Raw genomic sequence first — 17,002 nt, 5'->3', positions numbered from 1 at the left:
CCGCTCGCGGACAAGCTCAACGCCGCACTCGGCGCCTCGCGCGCAGCCGTCGACGCCGGCTACGTGCCGAACGACTATCAGGTCGGTCAAACCGGCAAGATCGTCGCGCCGCAGCTTTACGTGGCGGTCGGCATCTCGGGTGCGATCCAGCACCTGGCCGGCATGAAGGACTCGAAGGTCATCGTCGCGATCAACAAGGACGAGGAAGCGCCGATCTTCAGCGTGGCCGACTATGGTCTGGTGGACGATCTGTTCAGAGCGGTTCCCGCCTTGACCACCGCTCTCTGACACATTCCCGCAAAGCTCGCCGACGCGAGCCGACCGAAAGAAAACCGTTCTCACTCTTATAAGCGGAGCAATTCAAACATGATTTCGACGACCGATCCACACATCAATCGCAAACCCAGAAATATTTCGGATGCCGAATGGGATGCGCGCGTCCAGGTGGCGGCTGCGTATCGCCTGGCCGCGAAGTTCCAGCTCACCGATCTGATCTACACGCATATTTCCGCGCGCGTTCCGGGTACGCACGATCAGTTTCTGATCAACCCGCACGGCTGGTTCTTCGACGAAATTACCGCGTCCTCGCTGGTGAAGATCGATGTGAACGGTAATCCCGTCGACGACGACCGCTTCGAAGTCAACGCAGCGGGCTTCACTATTCACAGCGCGCTTCACCAGGCGCGCCACGACGTGGAGTGCGTGGTACACCTGCACACGACCTACGGCATGGCGGTTGCCGCGATGGAATGCGGGCTGCTGCCGCTGAACCAGATCAGCATGCAGTTCTATAACCGCGTGGCGTACCACGAGTACGAGGGCATTTCTCTCGAACTCGACGAGCGCGAGCGCATCGTCAAGTCGATCGGCAAACGCGACTATCTCATCCTGCGCAATCACGGCCTGCTGACGACTGGCCGCTCGGTCGCCGAAGCCTTTACGCGCATGTTCTACCTGAACCGCGCTTGTGAGATCCAGGTCGCGACGCTGTCGGCCGGCCAAAAGGTGGTGACCCCCTCACCGGAAGTTTGCGAACACGCCGCGAAACAGCACGACGATTACGCGTATCTCGACACCGTCCACCTCGACCGCGAATGGACGGCGCTGCTGCGGCTGCTCGATCGCGACGGCGCCAATTACCGCAGCTGACCGGCTTGCGGCCGCATCGGTCGGGCAATGGGACGGGAATACGTCACGTCTCGTTGCCCGTGCCGGAATCTGAATCACCTCCAATTCAATCGCCATCGAACTGGCACTCGCTGAAATTCGGCCGTTCGCCGTGCACGTATACCGATTCGAGACGACGCGCGAAACGCAATTGAAGGGCTTGCGATTTCCCTTCGCTTTGGCGTGGCGAGCCGAACGAGGGCGCCATGTGCTCACGAGCCGTCTCGGCGGAAGGCAATTGGGCTTGAATGCGCCAATGCGCGTTCGTACCGAGGAAATGTTCGACGTGTGCGCGATACCCGACGAGACCGGCGCGGCTAGCGGCTGGCTGGAGCTGGAAATCGACGCGTGGACGACGGCAACGGAGCCGGACTGGAAAGGCCTGACGCAAGCCTTCTCGCGCGATGGCGGCGGTTTTGGACTCACATTGGCGCAAGCCATGTTCAGGCTGCCGTGGTACGCGTGGCGAATCGAAGACGTGGCGCGTGCACTGGGTGTGACGCGGCGCTCGCTTCAGATGGCGCTCTTTCGCGAATCGTATAGCTTCGACGCCGCATTGCGGCGCTGCCGGCGGCTCAATCAACTGCTGCGCGAAGGCGATGCGCGGTGTCGCTTCGCGGTAATGGCCCGGAGCGCAGCGCAAGAGCCGCCTTTCCGGTGAAACGCCTGCGGGCAAGGATGACAGGAAGAGACATGCACGAGACCCCACAAGGAATCAATCGAGGTGACACGGCCATCGCCTTGGGAGAGATGGATTTCGCTCCTCACGCGGAGCACCACAAGCGGCGCGACGAGACGCGCTCGCCGAACGTTCCCGCAGGCTCGCTCGGCTCCAGCCTGAAGCAACGCCACGTCGTCATGCTTTCGATTGGCGGAAGCATCGGGGCAGGGCTGTTCGTCGGATCCGGCCACGCCATTGCCGAAGCCGGACCCGGCGCGATCATCGCCTATCTGCTTGCCAGTCTGCTCGTCGTGCTCGTGATGCGCATGCTGGGCGAGATGGCCTGCGCGATGCCCGATTCGGGCTCGTTCTCGACCTATGCGGGGCGAGCGATCGGCCCGTGGGCAGGGTTCATGATTGGCTGGATGTACTGGTGGTATTGGGTGCTCGTGCTGCCGCTCGAAGCCACAGCGGCGGCCAATATTCTGAATAGCTGGTTCCCGCAGATTGAAGTGTGGAAGTTCTGCGTGGCGGTGACGCTCACGCTGACCATCGCCAACCTTGCGAGCGTCAAGCACTACGGCGAGCTCGAATTCTGGTTTTCGGTCGTGAAGGTCGCGGCGATCATCCTGTTCATCGTCGGCGGCGTGGCGGCCATCGTGGGCGTCATTCCGGGCGTCCACGTGAACGTCAGCGGCAACGTGTTCGGGCAGGGCGGTTTTCTCCCGCGCGGTTATGCGCCTATCGCGGGCGCCATGCTCACGACCATGTTCACGTTTCTCGGCACGGAAGTCGTGACGATTGCGGCCGCCGAATCGGCGAACCCGGAACAGGAAATCTCGCGCGCCATTAGTTCGGTGGTCTGGCGCATCTCGCTGTTCTATATCGGATCGATTTTCGTGATCATCGCGGTGGTGCCGTGGAATGCGCCGGAACTGACGCGTATCGGCTCCTATCAGGCCGTGCTGCAGGCGATTCACGTACCTATGCGAAGCCCCTGATCGACCTGCTGATTCTCGTTGCGGTCTGTAGTTGCCTGAATTCGGGGCTCTACACCGCATCGCGCATGATTTATTCGCTCGGAGAGAAGAAGCAGGCGCCCGCCATGGTCAAGCGCACGACGCGTTCTGGCGTTCCCGTGGTTGCCGTCCTCGCTTCGACATCCGCGGCATTCGCCGGCTGTGCGGCCAATTATCTGGCGCCCAGGTATGTGTTCGAAACGCTGCTGTCCACGACCGGAACCATGGCGTTGCTCGTCTATCTGGTGATCGCCGTGAGCCAGTTGCGCATGCGCCGCGACTTGATCGCATCGAACCGGCTGCGGGTACGGATGTGGCTGCATCCGTTCCTCGGGCTTTTCGTCGTGGCGCTCATCGTTCTCGCGTTCGTGGTGATGGTGTGCGGCCAGGCGCACCGCAGTGAAGTCGTGTCGACGCTGGGACTGAGCGCGATGCTCGCGATGACCGGAATGGTCGTAGAGCGGCGCCGGCGTAAGCGGCCCAGCTAAGGCCAACTGTGCGAGCGCGCCGCGCTTCAGAACACCTGCCTGATGCCGAGGTTGACGGCGGTGGTCGTCCCAGCCGGCGCGAATGATCTTCATCACCTTTCCGCCTGAAGTGCGACGGCCGCCCGCCTGGGCTGCATGACGCATGCGCCGGTTATGCGGCGGCGCGCAGGCGTTCGATTTCTGTGCTGGGCGCCGCTTCCCGCTCGCAGCTGAGCCTGAAGTCGAAGTCGATCAGCGCGAATTCGCCTTCGATACCGAATGGCTTGCCTTCGCCAGTGCCGTGGCGTTCGACTGCGGGCACGAGTCCCTCACGCGTGGCGAATGCGAAGTCGTCCCACAGGTGCGGGTCGCCGTCGATGTTGATCTGCGTGGTCAGCTTGCGATGGTCGGGTGCAGAAACGAAGAAGTGGATATGCGCGGGGCGATGGCCGTGACGCCCGAGCTGGTCGAGCAACTGCTGCGTCTTGCCGGCGGGCGGCACGCTGTACCCCACCGGCACGATGCTGCGGAAGCTGTAGCGGCCGTCGGCGTCGGTGCGGATCGACGCGCGCAGATGAAACGGCGGCTGCGACTGATCGAAGTACGAGTAGTTGCCGAGATGGTTCGCGTGCCAGACTTCCACGAGCGCGGCCGCGACGGGCTGGCCGTTTTCGCCGAGCACGCGCCCGCGCATAAGGAGCGTTTCGCCGGGGCACGAACCGTTGTCGAGCCGGGCGTACCCGGTGGATTCCGGCGCGCCCGCCACGTAGAGCGGACCTTCGATCGTGCGCGGCGTGCCGCCTTCCAGCCCCAGCTTCGACTCGGCCTCGTCGAGCCGTACGTCCAGGAAGTGTTCGAAGCCGAGGCCTGCCGCAATGAGGCCCAATTCCGGCCCGGCTTCGGCGAGGTAGTTGAGGGCGCCCCAGAACTCGCTGGGTGAGACGTCGAACTCCTCGATCGTGTAGAACAAGTCGCGCACGATGCGGTCGACGATGGCTTTCGTGCGCGGGTTCGCTGCGCCGGCGGTGGGTTCGCGCATGCTGGCAAGCAGCGTGTCGATGGCCTGGTGATTCATGATGGCGTCTCCTTGAATATGGTTGCCGGGAGGGTGTGCTCAAATGGACTTGAAGAGCGGGCTGCGCGCCGCGCCTTGGGCACCGTCTGCATGCGTGAGGAACTTCTCCGTGTAGATGTCGCGCTCGAACAGCTGGCCTTGCATGAGCGTGCGGATGGCGGCCTCGATCATGACGGGCGGCCCGCAGAGGTACGCCTTGTGGCCGCGGAAGTCGCCGGCGAAGTGCTCGCGTGCGGCGTCGTGAACATAGCCGCGGAAGCCTTCCCAGCCCGAATCCGCGGGCTCGTCGGAAAGCGCGGGCACGTAGGTGAAGTTCGCATGACGCTGGGCCAGCGTCGTGAAGGCCTCGTGGTAGTAGAGTTCACTGCGGCTGCGCGCGCCGTAGAGCAGGGTAATCGGGCGCGTGTCGCCTTGCGCGAGCAGATCGAGCAGCATCGAGCGCGGACTAGAAAGCCCCGAGCCGCCCGCGATCAGGATGATCGGCTGCGGGTCCGATGTGCGCACGAAAAAGCGGCCGAACGGGCCGGAGAAGCGCAGCGTGTCGCCCACGCCAAGTTGCTCGTGCAGCCATGTCGTGCCCTTGCCGCCCGGCACGAGACGCACGTTGAGTTCGATACGCGCCGCACTGCCAGGCTCGCCCGCGAGAGAGAACGCGCGCGGCATGCTCTCGCCCGGTATCTGCACGTTCACGTACTGGCCGGCCTGGAACGCAATGCCTTCGCCGTCCAGTTCGACGAAAATGCCCTTGATGGTCGGAGTCAGATCGACGACCTCGGCCACGCGCCCTGCATGGTCGCGCACCGCGAAATGGCGCGCGTCCGGGTCTTCGTCGATATCGGCTTCGATCGTCACGTCCGACTGCACGCGTGCGCAGCAGGCGAGACACTTGCCTTCGTCGCGCTCGAAATCCATCAGCGCAAAGGGCGATGCCTCGCCGTGCTCGATCTCGCCGTCCACCACCTGCACCTTGCACGTCGCGCACAGGCCGTGGCAGCACGCATGCGGTAGCCACACGCCCGCGCGCAGGCACGCGTCGAGCAGCGTCTGTTCCTCTTCGATCTCGATCGTCTGGCCGACCGGTTCGATGGTCAATTGATAGCTCATGATGCTTGCCTCCCGTTCTAGCTATGCGAGCCGCCGATGCCGGTGAGGCCCGGCGTACGCAGACGCAGCAACGCCTTGTGGCCCAGACCGTTGTCGGCGAGGCTCGCGTCGAAGTCGGGCGTGAAGCGCTCGCGCGAGCGGAACCATTCGACGCTTTCGATCTGCACCGAAGGCCAGTCGGGATGCATGCCGTACATCGCCGGGATCACCTCGCGGGCAAGCGCGCCGAACGTCATGCCGGGCGCGACGGCGAGACAATGCGGCGCGCAGAACATGAGGTGGTCTTCCCAACCCACGTACAGCAACTGGTTGCCGTGGAAGTTCTCCACACGGTCGCGCATCGGCCCTGCGTAGCCTTCGTGCAATGCGACTACTGCCATGATGTGTCTCCTTGAATGGATGTCTGGGGCTTCGAGCTTCAGGCGGCGCGGCGCTCGGGCTGGTCTTCCGGTGCGGCATCGCCGGCGGTTTCGCCGCCATATGCCGGCTTGCCGGTCCAGCGCTGCCAGTTCGAGCAATCGGGCGAGTCCTCGAATTCGTGGCCGTCCGCGCCCGCTTCGATGTGGTAGTAGCGCAGCACCTCGCGCATGGGATCGAAGCCCGGCGCGGTGGGATCGACATCGGATTCGAAGCAGTTGCCCTGATAGATCTGATGCACGGGAAGCCACGACTGCACGTATTTTTCGGGTTCGTTATCGAAGATGTCCTTGCAGCCGTCCGAGCAGAAGTGGAACTTGTTGCCGAGATAATCGCTTTCGCGACAGCAGGTTTTCGTGGGGTCGTCGGGCTCGGTGAACGCCATCGGGATCTGGCACACCTGGCACAGCATGGGCAGCGAGTTGTTGTAGAAGCGCTTGCCTTCCTGCTGCTGGCGCCGCCAGTATTCGTAGCGCGGGCGGTAGAGCTTGTCGAAGGTCGCGGGATACTTCTGCGCGAGCCAGTCCATTTCGCCGTCGGTGGGGATCCACGTGTGCATGGCCGCGGCGTGCGTGTAGTTGTAAAAGATGCCCCATGCTTCGTGCGAGAGACGGTCCTTCTCCTTCGTCGCCACGTCGTGGTACTTCGGCAGGCGAATGCCGTAACGCTCCAGGTCGTGGAAGAGCGCGCCGCCGTTCTGCTCGAAATAGGTTTCCCACGCCTCCTGCCATGACATGATGCGCTTGGGCAGCATGTAGTCCATCATCATCGCGACGAGCGTGAGGAGCCGGTAGCCACGCCAGAACCATTTGTCGATCCACTTCTGGATGATCGGCACGTTGCCAGGGTCCTGCTCGAGCAGGAACTTCACGACTTCGAGGCCCAGCGTCATGTGGCGCGATTCGTCCGATTGCGCCGAAAAGCCGAACGTAACCGTCGCCATGTCGCCGTTGAACGCCGCCCCCGACATGAACGGCATGAAGAGCAGGTTGGTGAGCACATATTCAAAAGAGAATGAAATAGCGGTAACGAATTCGAAAGGCCCGGCGCTCATGGCGTCTTCGAAATACGACTTGGGCACGGACAGATACCAGACGCGGTCGTGCATGTGCCTGAAGTCGTGAAAACCGTTGAAGAACTTGTTGTACTGGCTGATCGTATGGACCTGGGTCTGGGCGTGGCGCAGTTCGTCGATGGCCTGCATCTGGCAGGCGATGCGCGCACCCGCGCCGCGGAAGTTGCGGCCCGCGAGCGCGAAGCCGCGATGCGCCGCGTATTCGAGCGGGCTCACGCCTGTGAGAAAGAGCTTGAGCGCGTTGATATAGCGCGGGTCGGTCACGTTGAACTGGCCGTTGTTCTGCTGGAAGGCGTCGATGATCGCGTAGAGCTTGCGTTCCTTTTCGCCCTGATATTTCCAGTAGGCGTCCATCGTGAGACGGAACGGGTCCTCCCAGCGGTCCCAGTCGTGGACCTTGATACCCTCGAAGCGGTCGTACGGGAAGATCGTGTCCATGGGCTGGTACGTGCTTTCCCACGCAAGACCGCGCGTGAGCATTGCATAGTTATCCTTAATGCTGAGTTTTTTCGGCGTACTCGTAGGCGTGCTCATTGTCAGTCTCCTGTTAGTTTTCGCTCAGGCGTTCCACGCCAGAATGAATTCGTCGTCGGTTTCGTCGATGTTGCCGGAAAGCGAGATCAGGTTCAGCTGCAGTTCGCGCAGATCAAACGGGCGGCCAATGCGCGCTTCAATCGATTCACGCTTGATGACGAGGCGGCCCTGGGCGTCGATCTTGACCATGGCCGGCAATGCATTGACGACGGCGTGCGGGTTGTCTTCGGCGATGGCTTCCACGATGGGCCGCGAATCGTCGTTGGTCTGGAAGGCGATGAAGACGGTGTCAGCCATGACGGACCTCCGTGCGCTCGCCCGCGGCGGCAATCGCGATGCCGAGCTTCGTGATGCGTGCGGTGAATGCCGTGTCGATATCGGCGAGCGCGGCGGCGGCATCCTCGTCGCCGAGTGCCTCGACCGCAAGCGGCTGCAAGGCTTCGAGCGTGCGACCGCGCCACATTTCGATCCAGCACGAGAGCAGGGCGGCGTTTTCCGGCGACTCGGCTGCCGCGGTCTTCAGCGTGGCATCCACCCAACGGCTCGTTTCATCGAACCAGCCGATGGCGAATTCGTTGAGCATGCCGAGGCCTGCGCCGGATTGCGCGCAGAGCCGCGCGTCGATGTGGCGATACACGAGGGGGTAGAGCAGGCCGTCGAGCACGGCATTTTGCGCCGTGAAGGTTTCGAACCAGTCCTGCACGACCATGAGGTCCTCCACGAGACGGCGCAGCGGTTGCCACAACGGTGCGTCGAGCCACGCGGCCTTGCCCGCCACGAGCGAGGTGCCGAGATTGCCGTCGAGCAGCAGGCCGACGCGCGAGAGATACTGGGCGAGTCCGAGCCGGTCCATGCTGTGGTACATGGTGGCCTGCGTGATGGCCGTGCCCCAGCCATACGCGGTGACGAAGCAGTTGTTCGTGTTCGCGGCCCACTCCACGTGACGCAACGGCACCATCAGCGAGGCGATGCGTTCTTTCTGTTCATCGGACAAGCCCGAGAGCAGCGCACGCCGCGTGACGAACTCGATGTTCTTCTCCATCGTCTCCTGCTGGCGCGAACGTGTGATCGTATAGGCGCCGTAGTAGTACTGGCGCGGGTCCTTGAATGCGTACCAGTCGTTCATGCGGATGGCGGTGCGCGCCTTGTCGTACAGCTCGTATTGCGGCTGCCACAGCGGGCGATAGTGAAAGTTGACCTCGGGCTGCAGGTCGAACGTAGCTTCCTGGTAGCGCGACGCGGGTTTGTCGGCGCCGAGGCGCCGCGCAATATGCGAGAAGGTCTGCCGTACGGGCTGAACCGCCGAAGTCTTGATATCGATTTGCATCTCGTGCTCCTCCGTGTAATGGATTGAGTGGCGCTGCCGGTTATTCGGCGAGACCTGGCTGGCCGTAGCGCCACTTGAGTTCTTCGGCGTCCAGCGCGGCGGCTTCCAGCGCGGAGAGCCGCACGGCGTCGTGTGTATCGCAGAACGCGCGATAGTCCGGCTCGCGCATCACGAGCTCCACGCAGATGCGCGGGTCGCCAATCGAAAAGTCGAACTCGACGAAGCCGTCGTCGCGCAGTGCCTTCATGCGCACGTAGCGCCGCTCGACGTCGAACGGCCGATCGAGCGACGGTGCGCGTGCTTGCGATTTGCTCATTGCCTCCTCCTTTTTCGCTTACGCGGCTGCTTGATGTTTTCGTGCAATGCCCCGCGTTGTGCTCTCTATATGCAATGAGCAGGCCAGGGCGCGATTCGCGACACGCACGGCGCGGCGCTCGAGCGTTGAAAAGTCTTTTGCGTCCGGCGTTTGGCGCCAGTGCTGCGTTTCGTGGCGCATCGAGGCGTGCCTGGCGCGACACGCCGCCCTTTCGATCAAATGATCGAAAGCGTGCTGCCGGGCGCGAAATCGCTTCATCAAACGAGCATCGGGGATTACCCGCAGGGTTAGACGGCGCGAACAAATCGGCCTTGCGCGGCCATGCGGCTTCCCCTATCGTGGGGCCGTCCATCGATGGAGGGAGCGGGACAGCATGGGTACGCAGCACAAGGCAGAGCAGGGCACCGAGCAGATGAAACTCGTCACGCCCAAGGGCGCGCGCGTAGACAGCCTGCGCTACCCCGACATCGCCGACCTCATGTCACGCTTGCGATTCGCGCCGGGCAACGGTCGCATCTGGCTCGACGATCAACGCATGGTGCTGCTGCACGCGCAATCGCTCGGCACGCTGCGGCGCGAGCTGATCGACAGCCTTGGTATCGACGCGGCGCGCGGGCTGCTCACGCGCATGGGCTACAACTCGGGCGCGCGCGACGCGGAACTCGTGGGCAAGGTGCGGCCCGGGAACGACGTGAGCGAGATGTTCGCCGTGGGACCGCAGCTGCATATGCTCGAAGGGCTCACCGAAGTCGAGCCGGTTCGGCTCGAGATCGACGTCGAGAACGGTCACTACTACGGCGAATTTCTCTGGAAGGGCTGCGCCGAGGACGAAGAGCACGTGCGCATTTACGGCATCGGCGCGGAGCCCGTTTGCTGGACGCAAATCGGCTACGCCAGCGGTTATACGAGTGTGTTCATGGGACGCCCCATTCTCTACCGCGAAGTCGAGTGCCGCGCGCTCGGCCAGGCGTATTGCCGCATCATCGGCAAGCCGATCGAGGAGTGGGGCGAGGAAGCCGCCAACGACCTGCGCTTCCTGAAGGCGCAGTCTTTTACGCAAGGCCTGGCGGCGAGCGGCGACCGTACGGATCCGGTGAGCGGACATGGCGCGTACGACCCACGCGAAGCGCCCGCGGCGCCTACGGCATTCGGCGACGTCAACATGGTCGGCGCTTCGCCGGGCTTCAACGCTGTTTGCCACATGATCCGCCGCGTGGCGACCACGCGCGCCACCGTGCTCTTTCTCGGCGAGAGCGGTGTCGGCAAGGAAGTGTTCGCGCGCACGCTGCATCGCATCAGCAAGCGCAGCGAGGGCGCGTTCGTCGCCGTCAACTGCGCGGCCATTCCCGAATCGCTGGTGGAATCCGAACTCTTCGGCGTCGAGAAAGGCGGCTTCACGGACGCCACCCAAAGCCGCCCGGGCCGCTTCGAGCGCGCACACGGCGGCACGCTCTTTCTCGACGAAATCGGCATCCTCACGATGACGGCGCAAGGCAAGCTACTGCGTGCGCTGCAGGAAGGCGAGATCGAGCGCGTGGGAGACACGCAAACGCGCCGCGTGGACGTGCGCGTCGTCGCGGCAACGAACCTCGACCTGCGCGATGAAGTACGTGCGGGGCGCTTTCGCGAAGACCTTTATTTCCGGCTCAACGTATTCCCCATACGCGTGCCTTCGCTGCGCGAGCGCAAGGAGGATTTGCCGGTGCTGCTCAATCACTTCCTGCGCAAATATCGCGAGCGACACGATCGCAATATCACGGGCTTCACGAGCCGTGCGATCGACGCAATCCTCAGTTACAACTGGCCCGGCAACATTCGGGAGCTCGAGAACATCGTCGAGCGCGGAGTGATACTTGCGGGCGACGGCGCGCCGATCGACGTGGGGCATCTCTTCATCAGCGGGGAAACGTTCGACCTCTCAGTGTTCGGCGTGGACGAGCATGGCAGCCTGTTGCCGTCCGACAAGCTCAACGCGCTCGCGGGTGCCGGCGCGGGTTCGGGCGACGACGCCGAACGCATAACGCGCAAGGTCACGAGTCTGTTGATGGGCACCGAAACCGACGGCGCGCCGCTCTCGCTCGACGACATCGAATCGGCGTTGCTCAAGAGCGCGGTACGCCAGGCGTCGGGGAATCTTTCGGCGGCGGCGCGCAGTCTCGGTATCACGCGCGCGCAGCTTGTTTATCGGCTTAAAAGCCGGGGGTTGCGCGTTTGATGTGGCAGGGCTGCGGGTGTTGGGGGTGTGGCGCAGTGCACGTCATCTTTTATTTTACATAATATAATTTATCGCATTTCAATTTTGTAGCGGCTAAGTTAATCTATGGCCAGCCCGAGATTTGCAACCTCTGGTTTTGGCGTCCTCGTGGCTTGCGCAAATCTATCCGGAATCCATGTTCCGCGATGAAAACCGCACCGGTCGATCCTCAAAATGTCGGCAGCTGCTACGAGCTGTACAACTTGTCAGGTTCTTCGTCCGGTCGCTGTGCCGTTGGATCATCCAGTTCCCAGCTGTCGCAAAACCTTGTTGGGCGGAACGAAAGATCAGTCCGCGAGATTCAGGTGCGAGGCATCGTACGCAGTGTGTTTGGTGAGCACCGCCCAGGCGATCCGCGCGAGCTTGTTGGCGACCGCACAGGCCACCACATTCGCGTGCCGTCGCGTCAGCATGGACCGGATCCACGCGCCGAGCCTATCAGTGCGCTGCTCTGCGCGCTGGATGACCGCGCGGGCGCCTTGCACGAGCAAGTGGCGTAAATGCTTGTCGCCACGCTTGCTGATTCCACACAGGACACTTCGTCCGCCTGTGCTGTGCTGCCGGGGCACCAGTCCAATCGATGCCGCGAAGTTGCGTCCGCCCTCGAACTGCGCAACGTTTCCGACCTCGGATGCCAACAGGCTTGCCGTAATGGGGCCGATGCCGGGAATAGACAGCAGCCGCGCTGCATTCTCGTCTTCGCGAAGCTGGACCGTCAGATCCCGTTCAATATCGTCAACCTGCTGATCAAGATAACGATAGTGAGCATGGAGTCGGTGGATTAGCTGAACCAGCCGAGGCGGCAGATCGTGCACCGCAAGTACATCGGGCAGCCGGCGTAGCGTGGCTCTCGACAGCGGAACGATGATGCCGAACTCGAGCAGGACGCCGTGGATCCGATTGATAGTCGCCGTGCGTTCGGTGACAAGCCCCTCGCGTGCCCGGTGCAGTGCGGCCAGAAGCTGCTGCGCTTCCGTTCGCGGTTCAACGAAGCGCATCGCCGGCCGTGACGCCGCCTCACAGATGGCCTCGGCATCGATGTAATCGTTCTTGTTGCTCTTCACGAAAGGCCGCACATACTGGGGCGAAACCAGCCTGGCAGCGTGCCCCAGCTCGTTGAGCTTGCGGGCCAGCCAGTGAGATCCGGCACACGCCTCCATCACCACGGTAGCCGCCTTGAGATTGCTGAAGAACGGAAGCAGTTGCGCGCGCGAGAGCTTCTTGCGAAACACCTCATGTCCCTTTGCATCCTGCGCATGCAGATGAAAAACATGCTTGCCCAGATCGATGCCGATCAGTGTGACCTCGTTCATGGCGCTCTCCTCTACCGTGGACCGAACTAGCTATCGTAGAACGGTCGGTGGGATCGGGCTGGCCATTTCATTATGTCCGCTTTTAGCCAGGTTCAAATGTCCGCTTCGAGTTCATCGTAAGCTTGCCGCCCGCTGGAGATCCAGCTTCGGGAGCTTCGATGGCAGCCGCAACAGAACGGATAACAATGACGATGCGCGAGCTGGACAGACTCAAGATCATTCAGGATGTGATGGACGGCAGGCTCAAACCGTGGCGTGCAGCGCAGCGTCTCGAGCTGACGACACGGCAGATTCGCCGGCTCGTAGCGCGGCTGCGTGAACATGGACCCGAGGGCCTCGTGTCACGCAGGCGCTCGAGGCCCAGCAACAACCGGCTGGATGCGAGGACAGCCGATCGAGCCCTTTCTATCGTCCGCGAGCGCTACGCTGATTTTGGGCCGACGCTGGCCTGCGAGAAGCTCCGGGAATGCCACGGCATCCGGCTGGCGAAGGAAACGCTCAGGAAGCTTATGGTGGATGCAGGACTGTGGGTGCCGCGGCGGCAGCGCCCGCCGAAGGTCTACCAGCCACGCGCGCGCCGGGCGTGCCTGGGCGAACTGATCCAGATCGACGGCAGTGAACACGCGTGGTTCGAGGACCGGGCGCCGCAATGCACGCTGCTGGTGTACGTGGACGACGCGACAAGCCGGCTGATGGAACTGCACTTCACGCAGACGGAGTCGACATTCAGCTATTTCGAGGCGACGCGCGCGTACATCGAGCGCCATGGCAAGCCTGGCGCGTTCTACAGCGACAAGGCCAGCGTATTCCGCAACACCAGTGCCGAGCGGACCGGCCGCAGCGTGACGCCGTTCGGCCGCGCGATGTACGAGCTGAACATTGACACGATCTGCGCCAACAGCAGCTCGGCCAAGGGCTGCGCTGCATAGTGCACCTCATAGGTCGGTTGAGTTGGTGTTTACGCGGTCGAGCGTCGGCCACGGGTCTTTCCCTGGTGCTGGAATTTCACCGGTGCGTCAGCGCCGGGCGGTTCGAAGAGATACCCTCCCTTGTCGTCGTAGCGCTGCGCTACAAGCAGGCCTGCACGACGCCAGGTCTTGATCGTCGTCGGCATCACATCCAACTGCTCTGCGATCTCGTCCAGGGTGAGCATTCCGCGTGCGCGCAGCCTGTCATGATGACTCGGTAGCTTATGGGATAGTCGAAGCCGCGTGATCATTCTGGAAGTAAACCGCTTGCCCCAGCCGGAGGCGCGCCCCTGACGATTAAGCTGCTCTGCCGTTTCACTCTCGGTGTAATCGTTGAGAAGCCGGTCCATTTCGGCGATGACTGCGCGAGGGGTTTGCCGTAATATCCACGCTGGCTTGGACAGCGGCACATGTAGCGTATGCGTGGCGCCGCCATTAAAGCGGACCTGAACGCAGATGTCTGCACCCTTGAGCAAAGTCACATCAGCAATGAGCAGTCGCGCCATGCGCTTTCGCTCGCGATCAGGTGTGCGCGGATCGTTCCAGAGACGAGGGAAGTCTCTCGCGAGAGTCATGATGCTTGCACGCTGTTTATCGTTAAGTCCTGCGCGATCAGCTTCGCGCTGCTTTTCGTAGTGGTCCTGAGCTTCGGTGAGAGCACGTAGCGCCTGATTCCATTCCGATTCAAGCGAATCCGCGACCAGTCGATTCGCGGGATCCACCTGCATATAGCGGCGCCGCGCCAGATCGGCCTCGTAGCGTGCTCGTTCAAACTCCTGGCGGTGCAGTCGGTCGCGCTCGTCAGAGCGGTTCTCAAGTTCTTCCTGTACTGCAAGCGCGACCTCAAGTGTGACTGGCGTGACAGTTTCCACGAGCAACCTGCCGACGGCCTCGTCAAGCTCTCCACCGCGAACATGCTGGCACACCGGCCGCCCATGTTTGACGCTGTGGCGCTGGCACATGTAGTCCGGTACCCTGCGTGTACCCTGGACGTGATAGCGCACTGTCATCCGCTCACCGCATTTGGCACATATCGCGAGGCCTTGCAACAGCGCCGGCCCCTCACGCGGCGCGCCCTTTTCCCGATCCATGCCCAGTGCGTGGGCATTCTCCCGCAACACCTGAACATTCTGTTCGAACTCTTCCCAGCTTACATAGGCCTCGTGGGCGTCGGGGATCAGCGACACCCATTCCTCAGAGGGCAGCCGGGCGCTGACCTTCTGCCCGTCGGGATGATTGCGATTGCGCGTGCGCCCGAAGCAGTACGCACCTGCGTACCGCGGGTGATGCAGAACCCACAGTACGCGTGAGTGCTCGAGCTCGCTCCACAGCACATCATCTTTGCGTGCTCCGTGGTGGACACGATGCGGGAACAGAAGGCCCTGCTCACGGAAGGCCTTGACAGTTGCTGTGGCCGAACCGGTGCGCCGAAACGTGCGGAAGAGATGCCGGATGCTTTCCTGGATACGTGCGTCGGGATCCAGACGCACGCGCGATTCCGTGTCGTAGACAAAGCCGATGGGCAACCGCATCTCCAGCTCTCCGCGACGTGCCTTATTGAGGATGCCGCCGCGCAGTCGTGCCCGCATGACGTGCAACTCGGCCTCGCTCATCGTGCCCTTCAGGCCGAGCAGCAATCGATCATTGAAGTGCGCGGGATCGTAGACGCCATCCTCGTCGAGGATCAGACAGTCGGCCAGTGCGCAAATCTCCAGTAGCCGATGCCAGTCGGTGGAGTTGCGCGCCAGGCGCGACACCTCGAGCCCCATCACAATCCCGGCGCGGCCCAGGCTTACCTCAGCGACCAGGCGCTGGAACCCCTGGCGATCAACCGAGGACGCGCCAGACAGGCCGAGGTCCGAGTCGATGACGACCACCTGATCAGTTTGCCATCCGAGGGCGATCGCGCGCTGTCGCAGGTTGTACTGGCGCTCGGTGCTCTCGGTATTCTCAAACAGCTGTCGCAACGTAGACTGCCTGACATACAGGTAGGCGTCTCTTTTCAGATGTCGGGCCTGAACTTTCGCGTGCGCCTGATCGGTCATGCCATCACCTCCGCTGTCGCAATTGCCATCGTCGCCACGACGGCGACCAGGTTCTGTTCGAGACTGGCAGGCAGGTTCAGCCCGCCCGGCCGCGCAACCGGTAATGGACTAAACGGAAACGCTTCGGTCACAGACTTCATCCAGACCGCCATGCCTTTGAACATGAACAGCGCACGGCCTCGCATCAGCGTCGGACCGCCTCCGCCTGGCTCGAGAGCCTCCTGCCGCAAGATCTCGTAGCTTCGGCTCAGGGACTGGGTATCGCGCGCCGTTACGGGAGGATTTACCGCAGTTTTTTTTTCAAACGCGCCAGGGCGCGTTCCACGGTGCGTCGATGCACCGCCAGGCCAAACTGCTCCGCAATCAGATCAACCAGTTCCTGCACGTCCGGCTCAGCGTGAGTCGCGCGCGCTTCTTCGATGAAGCGCATCACCTCATCGGTAATCTTGTGAGGTCCGTGCGGCCCCCGCTTGACCGGCAGCAGCCCGGCGAGGCCATCGCGCTCGAAGTCGGCCTGTGCCTTGTAGAAAGTCGGCCGGCTGACTCCGAAGTGTGCGGCGGCATCCGCGACGGTTTGCCCTTCCACGCGCACGCGTCGCAGCATTTCGTATCGGACCTGAACCAGATCCCGGGGATCGAAGAAGTCGCTGCCAACGAAGGCATGATCATCGATGTCCTGAGGGCGCGGATTCACCGTGCCACTCTCTTCGAGAGCAGCGAGTTTGGGGTCGGGCTTTCGTGTGCGGGTCATATGTAATGTAAATTATGCCCATAAACAGACGATGTCAAGGCCATTTTTTTGAATTTCACCAGACACCCCTGTCAAGCACGCGGCGAATTACGAATTTCACCCGGGTCTAAGCGCGCTTGCTTCCGCAAATGGCATAATTTATTTTACATGTATGGCATTATTTGCTTGACGGCTTGCGCCCGCCCGAACGCCTTTTTGGATGTCCGCCAGTTTCTTTGTGCCGCGCAATCAGCATGGTCAATTGCAACAGATCTTCGATGCGGAAATGCGATCGTCCCGCCGAAACCATCTCGAATGCATCGGGCGCCGCGGCGCTCGTCCAGGCTGCCGGCATACGTTTCAGGTCACCCGCGTCGTCGTGGAAGTAGACGCGGTCTTCTCCCCACGTGTTGCGCCGATCCACAAGCGCGAACTCTCGCCCATACAACGGATGGAAGGGATGCGTGATACGGAATAACTGTGTCTCATCGTTCAGATCGCGTGCAGTTGACTGCTTTTGCCAAGGGCCG

Annotated in this window: 16 protein-coding genes and 2 pseudogenes; 6 read left to right on the top strand and 12 right to left on the bottom strand. The window is 62.3% G+C overall.

Annotated features, from left to right (window positions below; genetic code table 11):
- The 4 genes and pseudogenes from A3CW_RS0142880 to A3CW_RS49640 all read left to right on the top strand — a co-directional run.
- Positions 1–288, top strand: a 288-nt coding sequence (locus A3CW_RS0142880; RefSeq protein ID WP_028208991.1) for an electron transfer flavoprotein subunit alpha/FixB family protein, incomplete at its 5' end; no start/stop codon positions are given.
- Positions 289–366: 78 nt separating this feature from the next.
- Complete coding sequence (locus tag A3CW_RS0142875) at positions 367–1,149, top strand: class II aldolase/adducin family protein (protein ID WP_028208990.1); 783 nt, start codon at positions 367–369, stop codon at positions 1,147–1,149.
- Positions 1,150–1,423: 274 nt separating this feature from the next.
- Positions 1,424–1,828, top strand: a complete 405-nt coding sequence (locus tag A3CW_RS0142865) for a helix-turn-helix transcriptional regulator (RefSeq protein ID WP_028208989.1) — start codon at positions 1,424–1,426, stop codon at positions 1,826–1,828.
- Positions 1,829–2,025: 197 nt separating this feature from the next.
- A pseudogene (locus A3CW_RS49640) lies at positions 2,026–3,335 on the top strand (amino acid permease).
- A 151-nt stretch (positions 3,336–3,486) separates the two neighbouring features.
- On the opposite strand, the gene catA reads toward A3CW_RS49640, so the two are convergent.
- Genes catA through A3CW_RS0142825 form a run of 7 tightly spaced genes read right to left on the bottom strand, consistent with a single transcriptional unit; the run spans position 3,487 to position 9,162 of the window.
- Positions 3,487–4,389 carry a catechol 1,2-dioxygenase gene (catA, locus tag A3CW_RS0142855; RefSeq protein WP_028208988.1) on the bottom strand — a complete coding sequence of 301 codons (903 nt, stop codon included), beginning with the start codon at positions 4,387–4,389 and terminating at the stop codon, positions 3,487–3,489.
- A 39-nt stretch (positions 4,390–4,428) separates the two neighbouring features.
- Positions 4,429–5,493: an NADH:ubiquinone reductase (Na(+)-transporting) subunit F gene (locus tag A3CW_RS0142850; RefSeq protein ID WP_028208987.1), complete on the bottom strand. Its 1,065-nt coding sequence runs from the start codon at positions 5,491–5,493 to the stop codon at positions 4,429–4,431.
- Between the two features lie 17 nt (positions 5,494–5,510).
- Positions 5,511–5,873, bottom strand: coding sequence for a phenol hydroxylase subunit P4 (locus A3CW_RS0142845; RefSeq protein ID WP_028208986.1), 363 nt, complete (start codon positions 5,871–5,873; stop codon positions 5,511–5,513).
- 38 nt (positions 5,874–5,911) lie between these two features.
- Complete coding sequence (locus A3CW_RS49635; protein WP_035515685.1) at positions 5,912–7,519, bottom strand: aromatic/alkene/methane monooxygenase hydroxylase/oxygenase subunit alpha; 1,608 nt, start codon at positions 7,517–7,519, stop codon at positions 5,912–5,914.
- Between the two features lie 24 nt (positions 7,520–7,543).
- Positions 7,544–7,816, bottom strand: a complete 273-nt coding sequence (locus A3CW_RS0142835) for an MmoB/DmpM family protein (RefSeq protein WP_028208985.1) — start codon at positions 7,814–7,816, stop codon at positions 7,544–7,546.
- The gene (locus A3CW_RS0142830; protein ID WP_028208984.1) at positions 7,809–8,846 is read right to left on the bottom strand and encodes an aromatic/alkene monooxygenase hydroxylase subunit beta; all 1,038 of its coding nucleotides are present in this window, start codon (positions 8,844–8,846) and stop codon (positions 7,809–7,811) included. Before A3CW_RS0142830 ends, A3CW_RS0142835 begins: the two co-directional genes overlap by 8 nt.
- A gap of 40 nt (positions 8,847–8,886) precedes the next feature.
- The gene (locus A3CW_RS0142825; RefSeq protein ID WP_028208983.1) at positions 8,887–9,162 is read right to left on the bottom strand and encodes a phenol hydroxylase subunit; all 276 of its coding nucleotides are present in this window, start codon (positions 9,160–9,162) and stop codon (positions 8,887–8,889) included.
- 373 nt (positions 9,163–9,535) lie between these two features.
- Here A3CW_RS0142825 and A3CW_RS0142815 point away from each other — a divergent pair, with 373 nt between their 5' ends.
- Positions 9,536–11,377, top strand: coding sequence for a sigma-54-dependent Fis family transcriptional regulator (locus tag A3CW_RS0142815; RefSeq protein WP_028208982.1), 1,842 nt, complete (start codon positions 9,536–9,538; stop codon positions 11,375–11,377).
- Positions 11,378–11,703: 326 nt separating this feature from the next.
- Here A3CW_RS0142815 and A3CW_RS0142810 read toward each other — a convergent pair whose 3' ends face one another.
- A complete protein-coding gene (locus tag A3CW_RS0142810; RefSeq protein WP_028208981.1) occupies positions 11,704–12,729 on the bottom strand; it encodes an IS110 family RNA-guided transposase in 1,026 nt (341 codons plus the stop codon).
- A gap of 185 nt (positions 12,730–12,914) precedes the next feature.
- Between A3CW_RS0142810 and A3CW_RS49630 the strand changes: the two are divergent.
- A pseudogene (locus A3CW_RS49630) lies at positions 12,915–13,646 on the top strand (ISNCY family transposase); the annotation flags it as partial.
- A 41-nt stretch (positions 13,647–13,687) separates the two neighbouring features.
- On the opposite strand, the gene A3CW_RS0142800 reads toward A3CW_RS49630, so the two are convergent.
- The 4 genes from A3CW_RS0142800 to A3CW_RS53145 all read right to left on the bottom strand — a co-directional run.
- Positions 13,688–15,742, bottom strand: coding sequence for a recombinase family protein (locus A3CW_RS0142800; RefSeq protein ID WP_028206507.1), 2,055 nt, complete (start codon positions 15,740–15,742; stop codon positions 13,688–13,690).
- On the bottom strand, positions 15,739–15,906 hold the full coding sequence (locus tag A3CW_RS0142795; RefSeq protein WP_211254090.1) for a hypothetical protein: 168 nt from the start codon (positions 15,904–15,906) through the stop codon (positions 15,739–15,741). The genes A3CW_RS0142800 and A3CW_RS0142795 overlap by 4 nt, the downstream gene beginning before the upstream one ends.
- A 119-nt stretch (positions 15,907–16,025) precedes the next feature.
- Positions 16,026–16,436 (bottom strand): helix-turn-helix domain-containing protein, encoded by a 411-nt coding sequence (locus A3CW_RS0142790; protein ID WP_245623763.1) that lies wholly within the window; start codon positions 16,434–16,436, stop codon positions 16,026–16,028.
- A 214-nt stretch (positions 16,437–16,650) separates the two neighbouring features.
- The coding region (locus tag A3CW_RS53145; RefSeq protein ID WP_211254091.1) for a DUF5372 family protein at positions 16,651–17,002 on the bottom strand (352 nt) is incomplete at its 5' end.

This window comes from Paraburkholderia nodosa DSM 21604 (genome assembly GCF_000519185.1).
Lineage (GTDB): Bacteria > Pseudomonadota > Gammaproteobacteria > Burkholderiales > Burkholderiaceae > Paraburkholderia > Paraburkholderia nodosa.
This window is presented reverse-complemented; position numbering and strand designations above follow the sequence as displayed.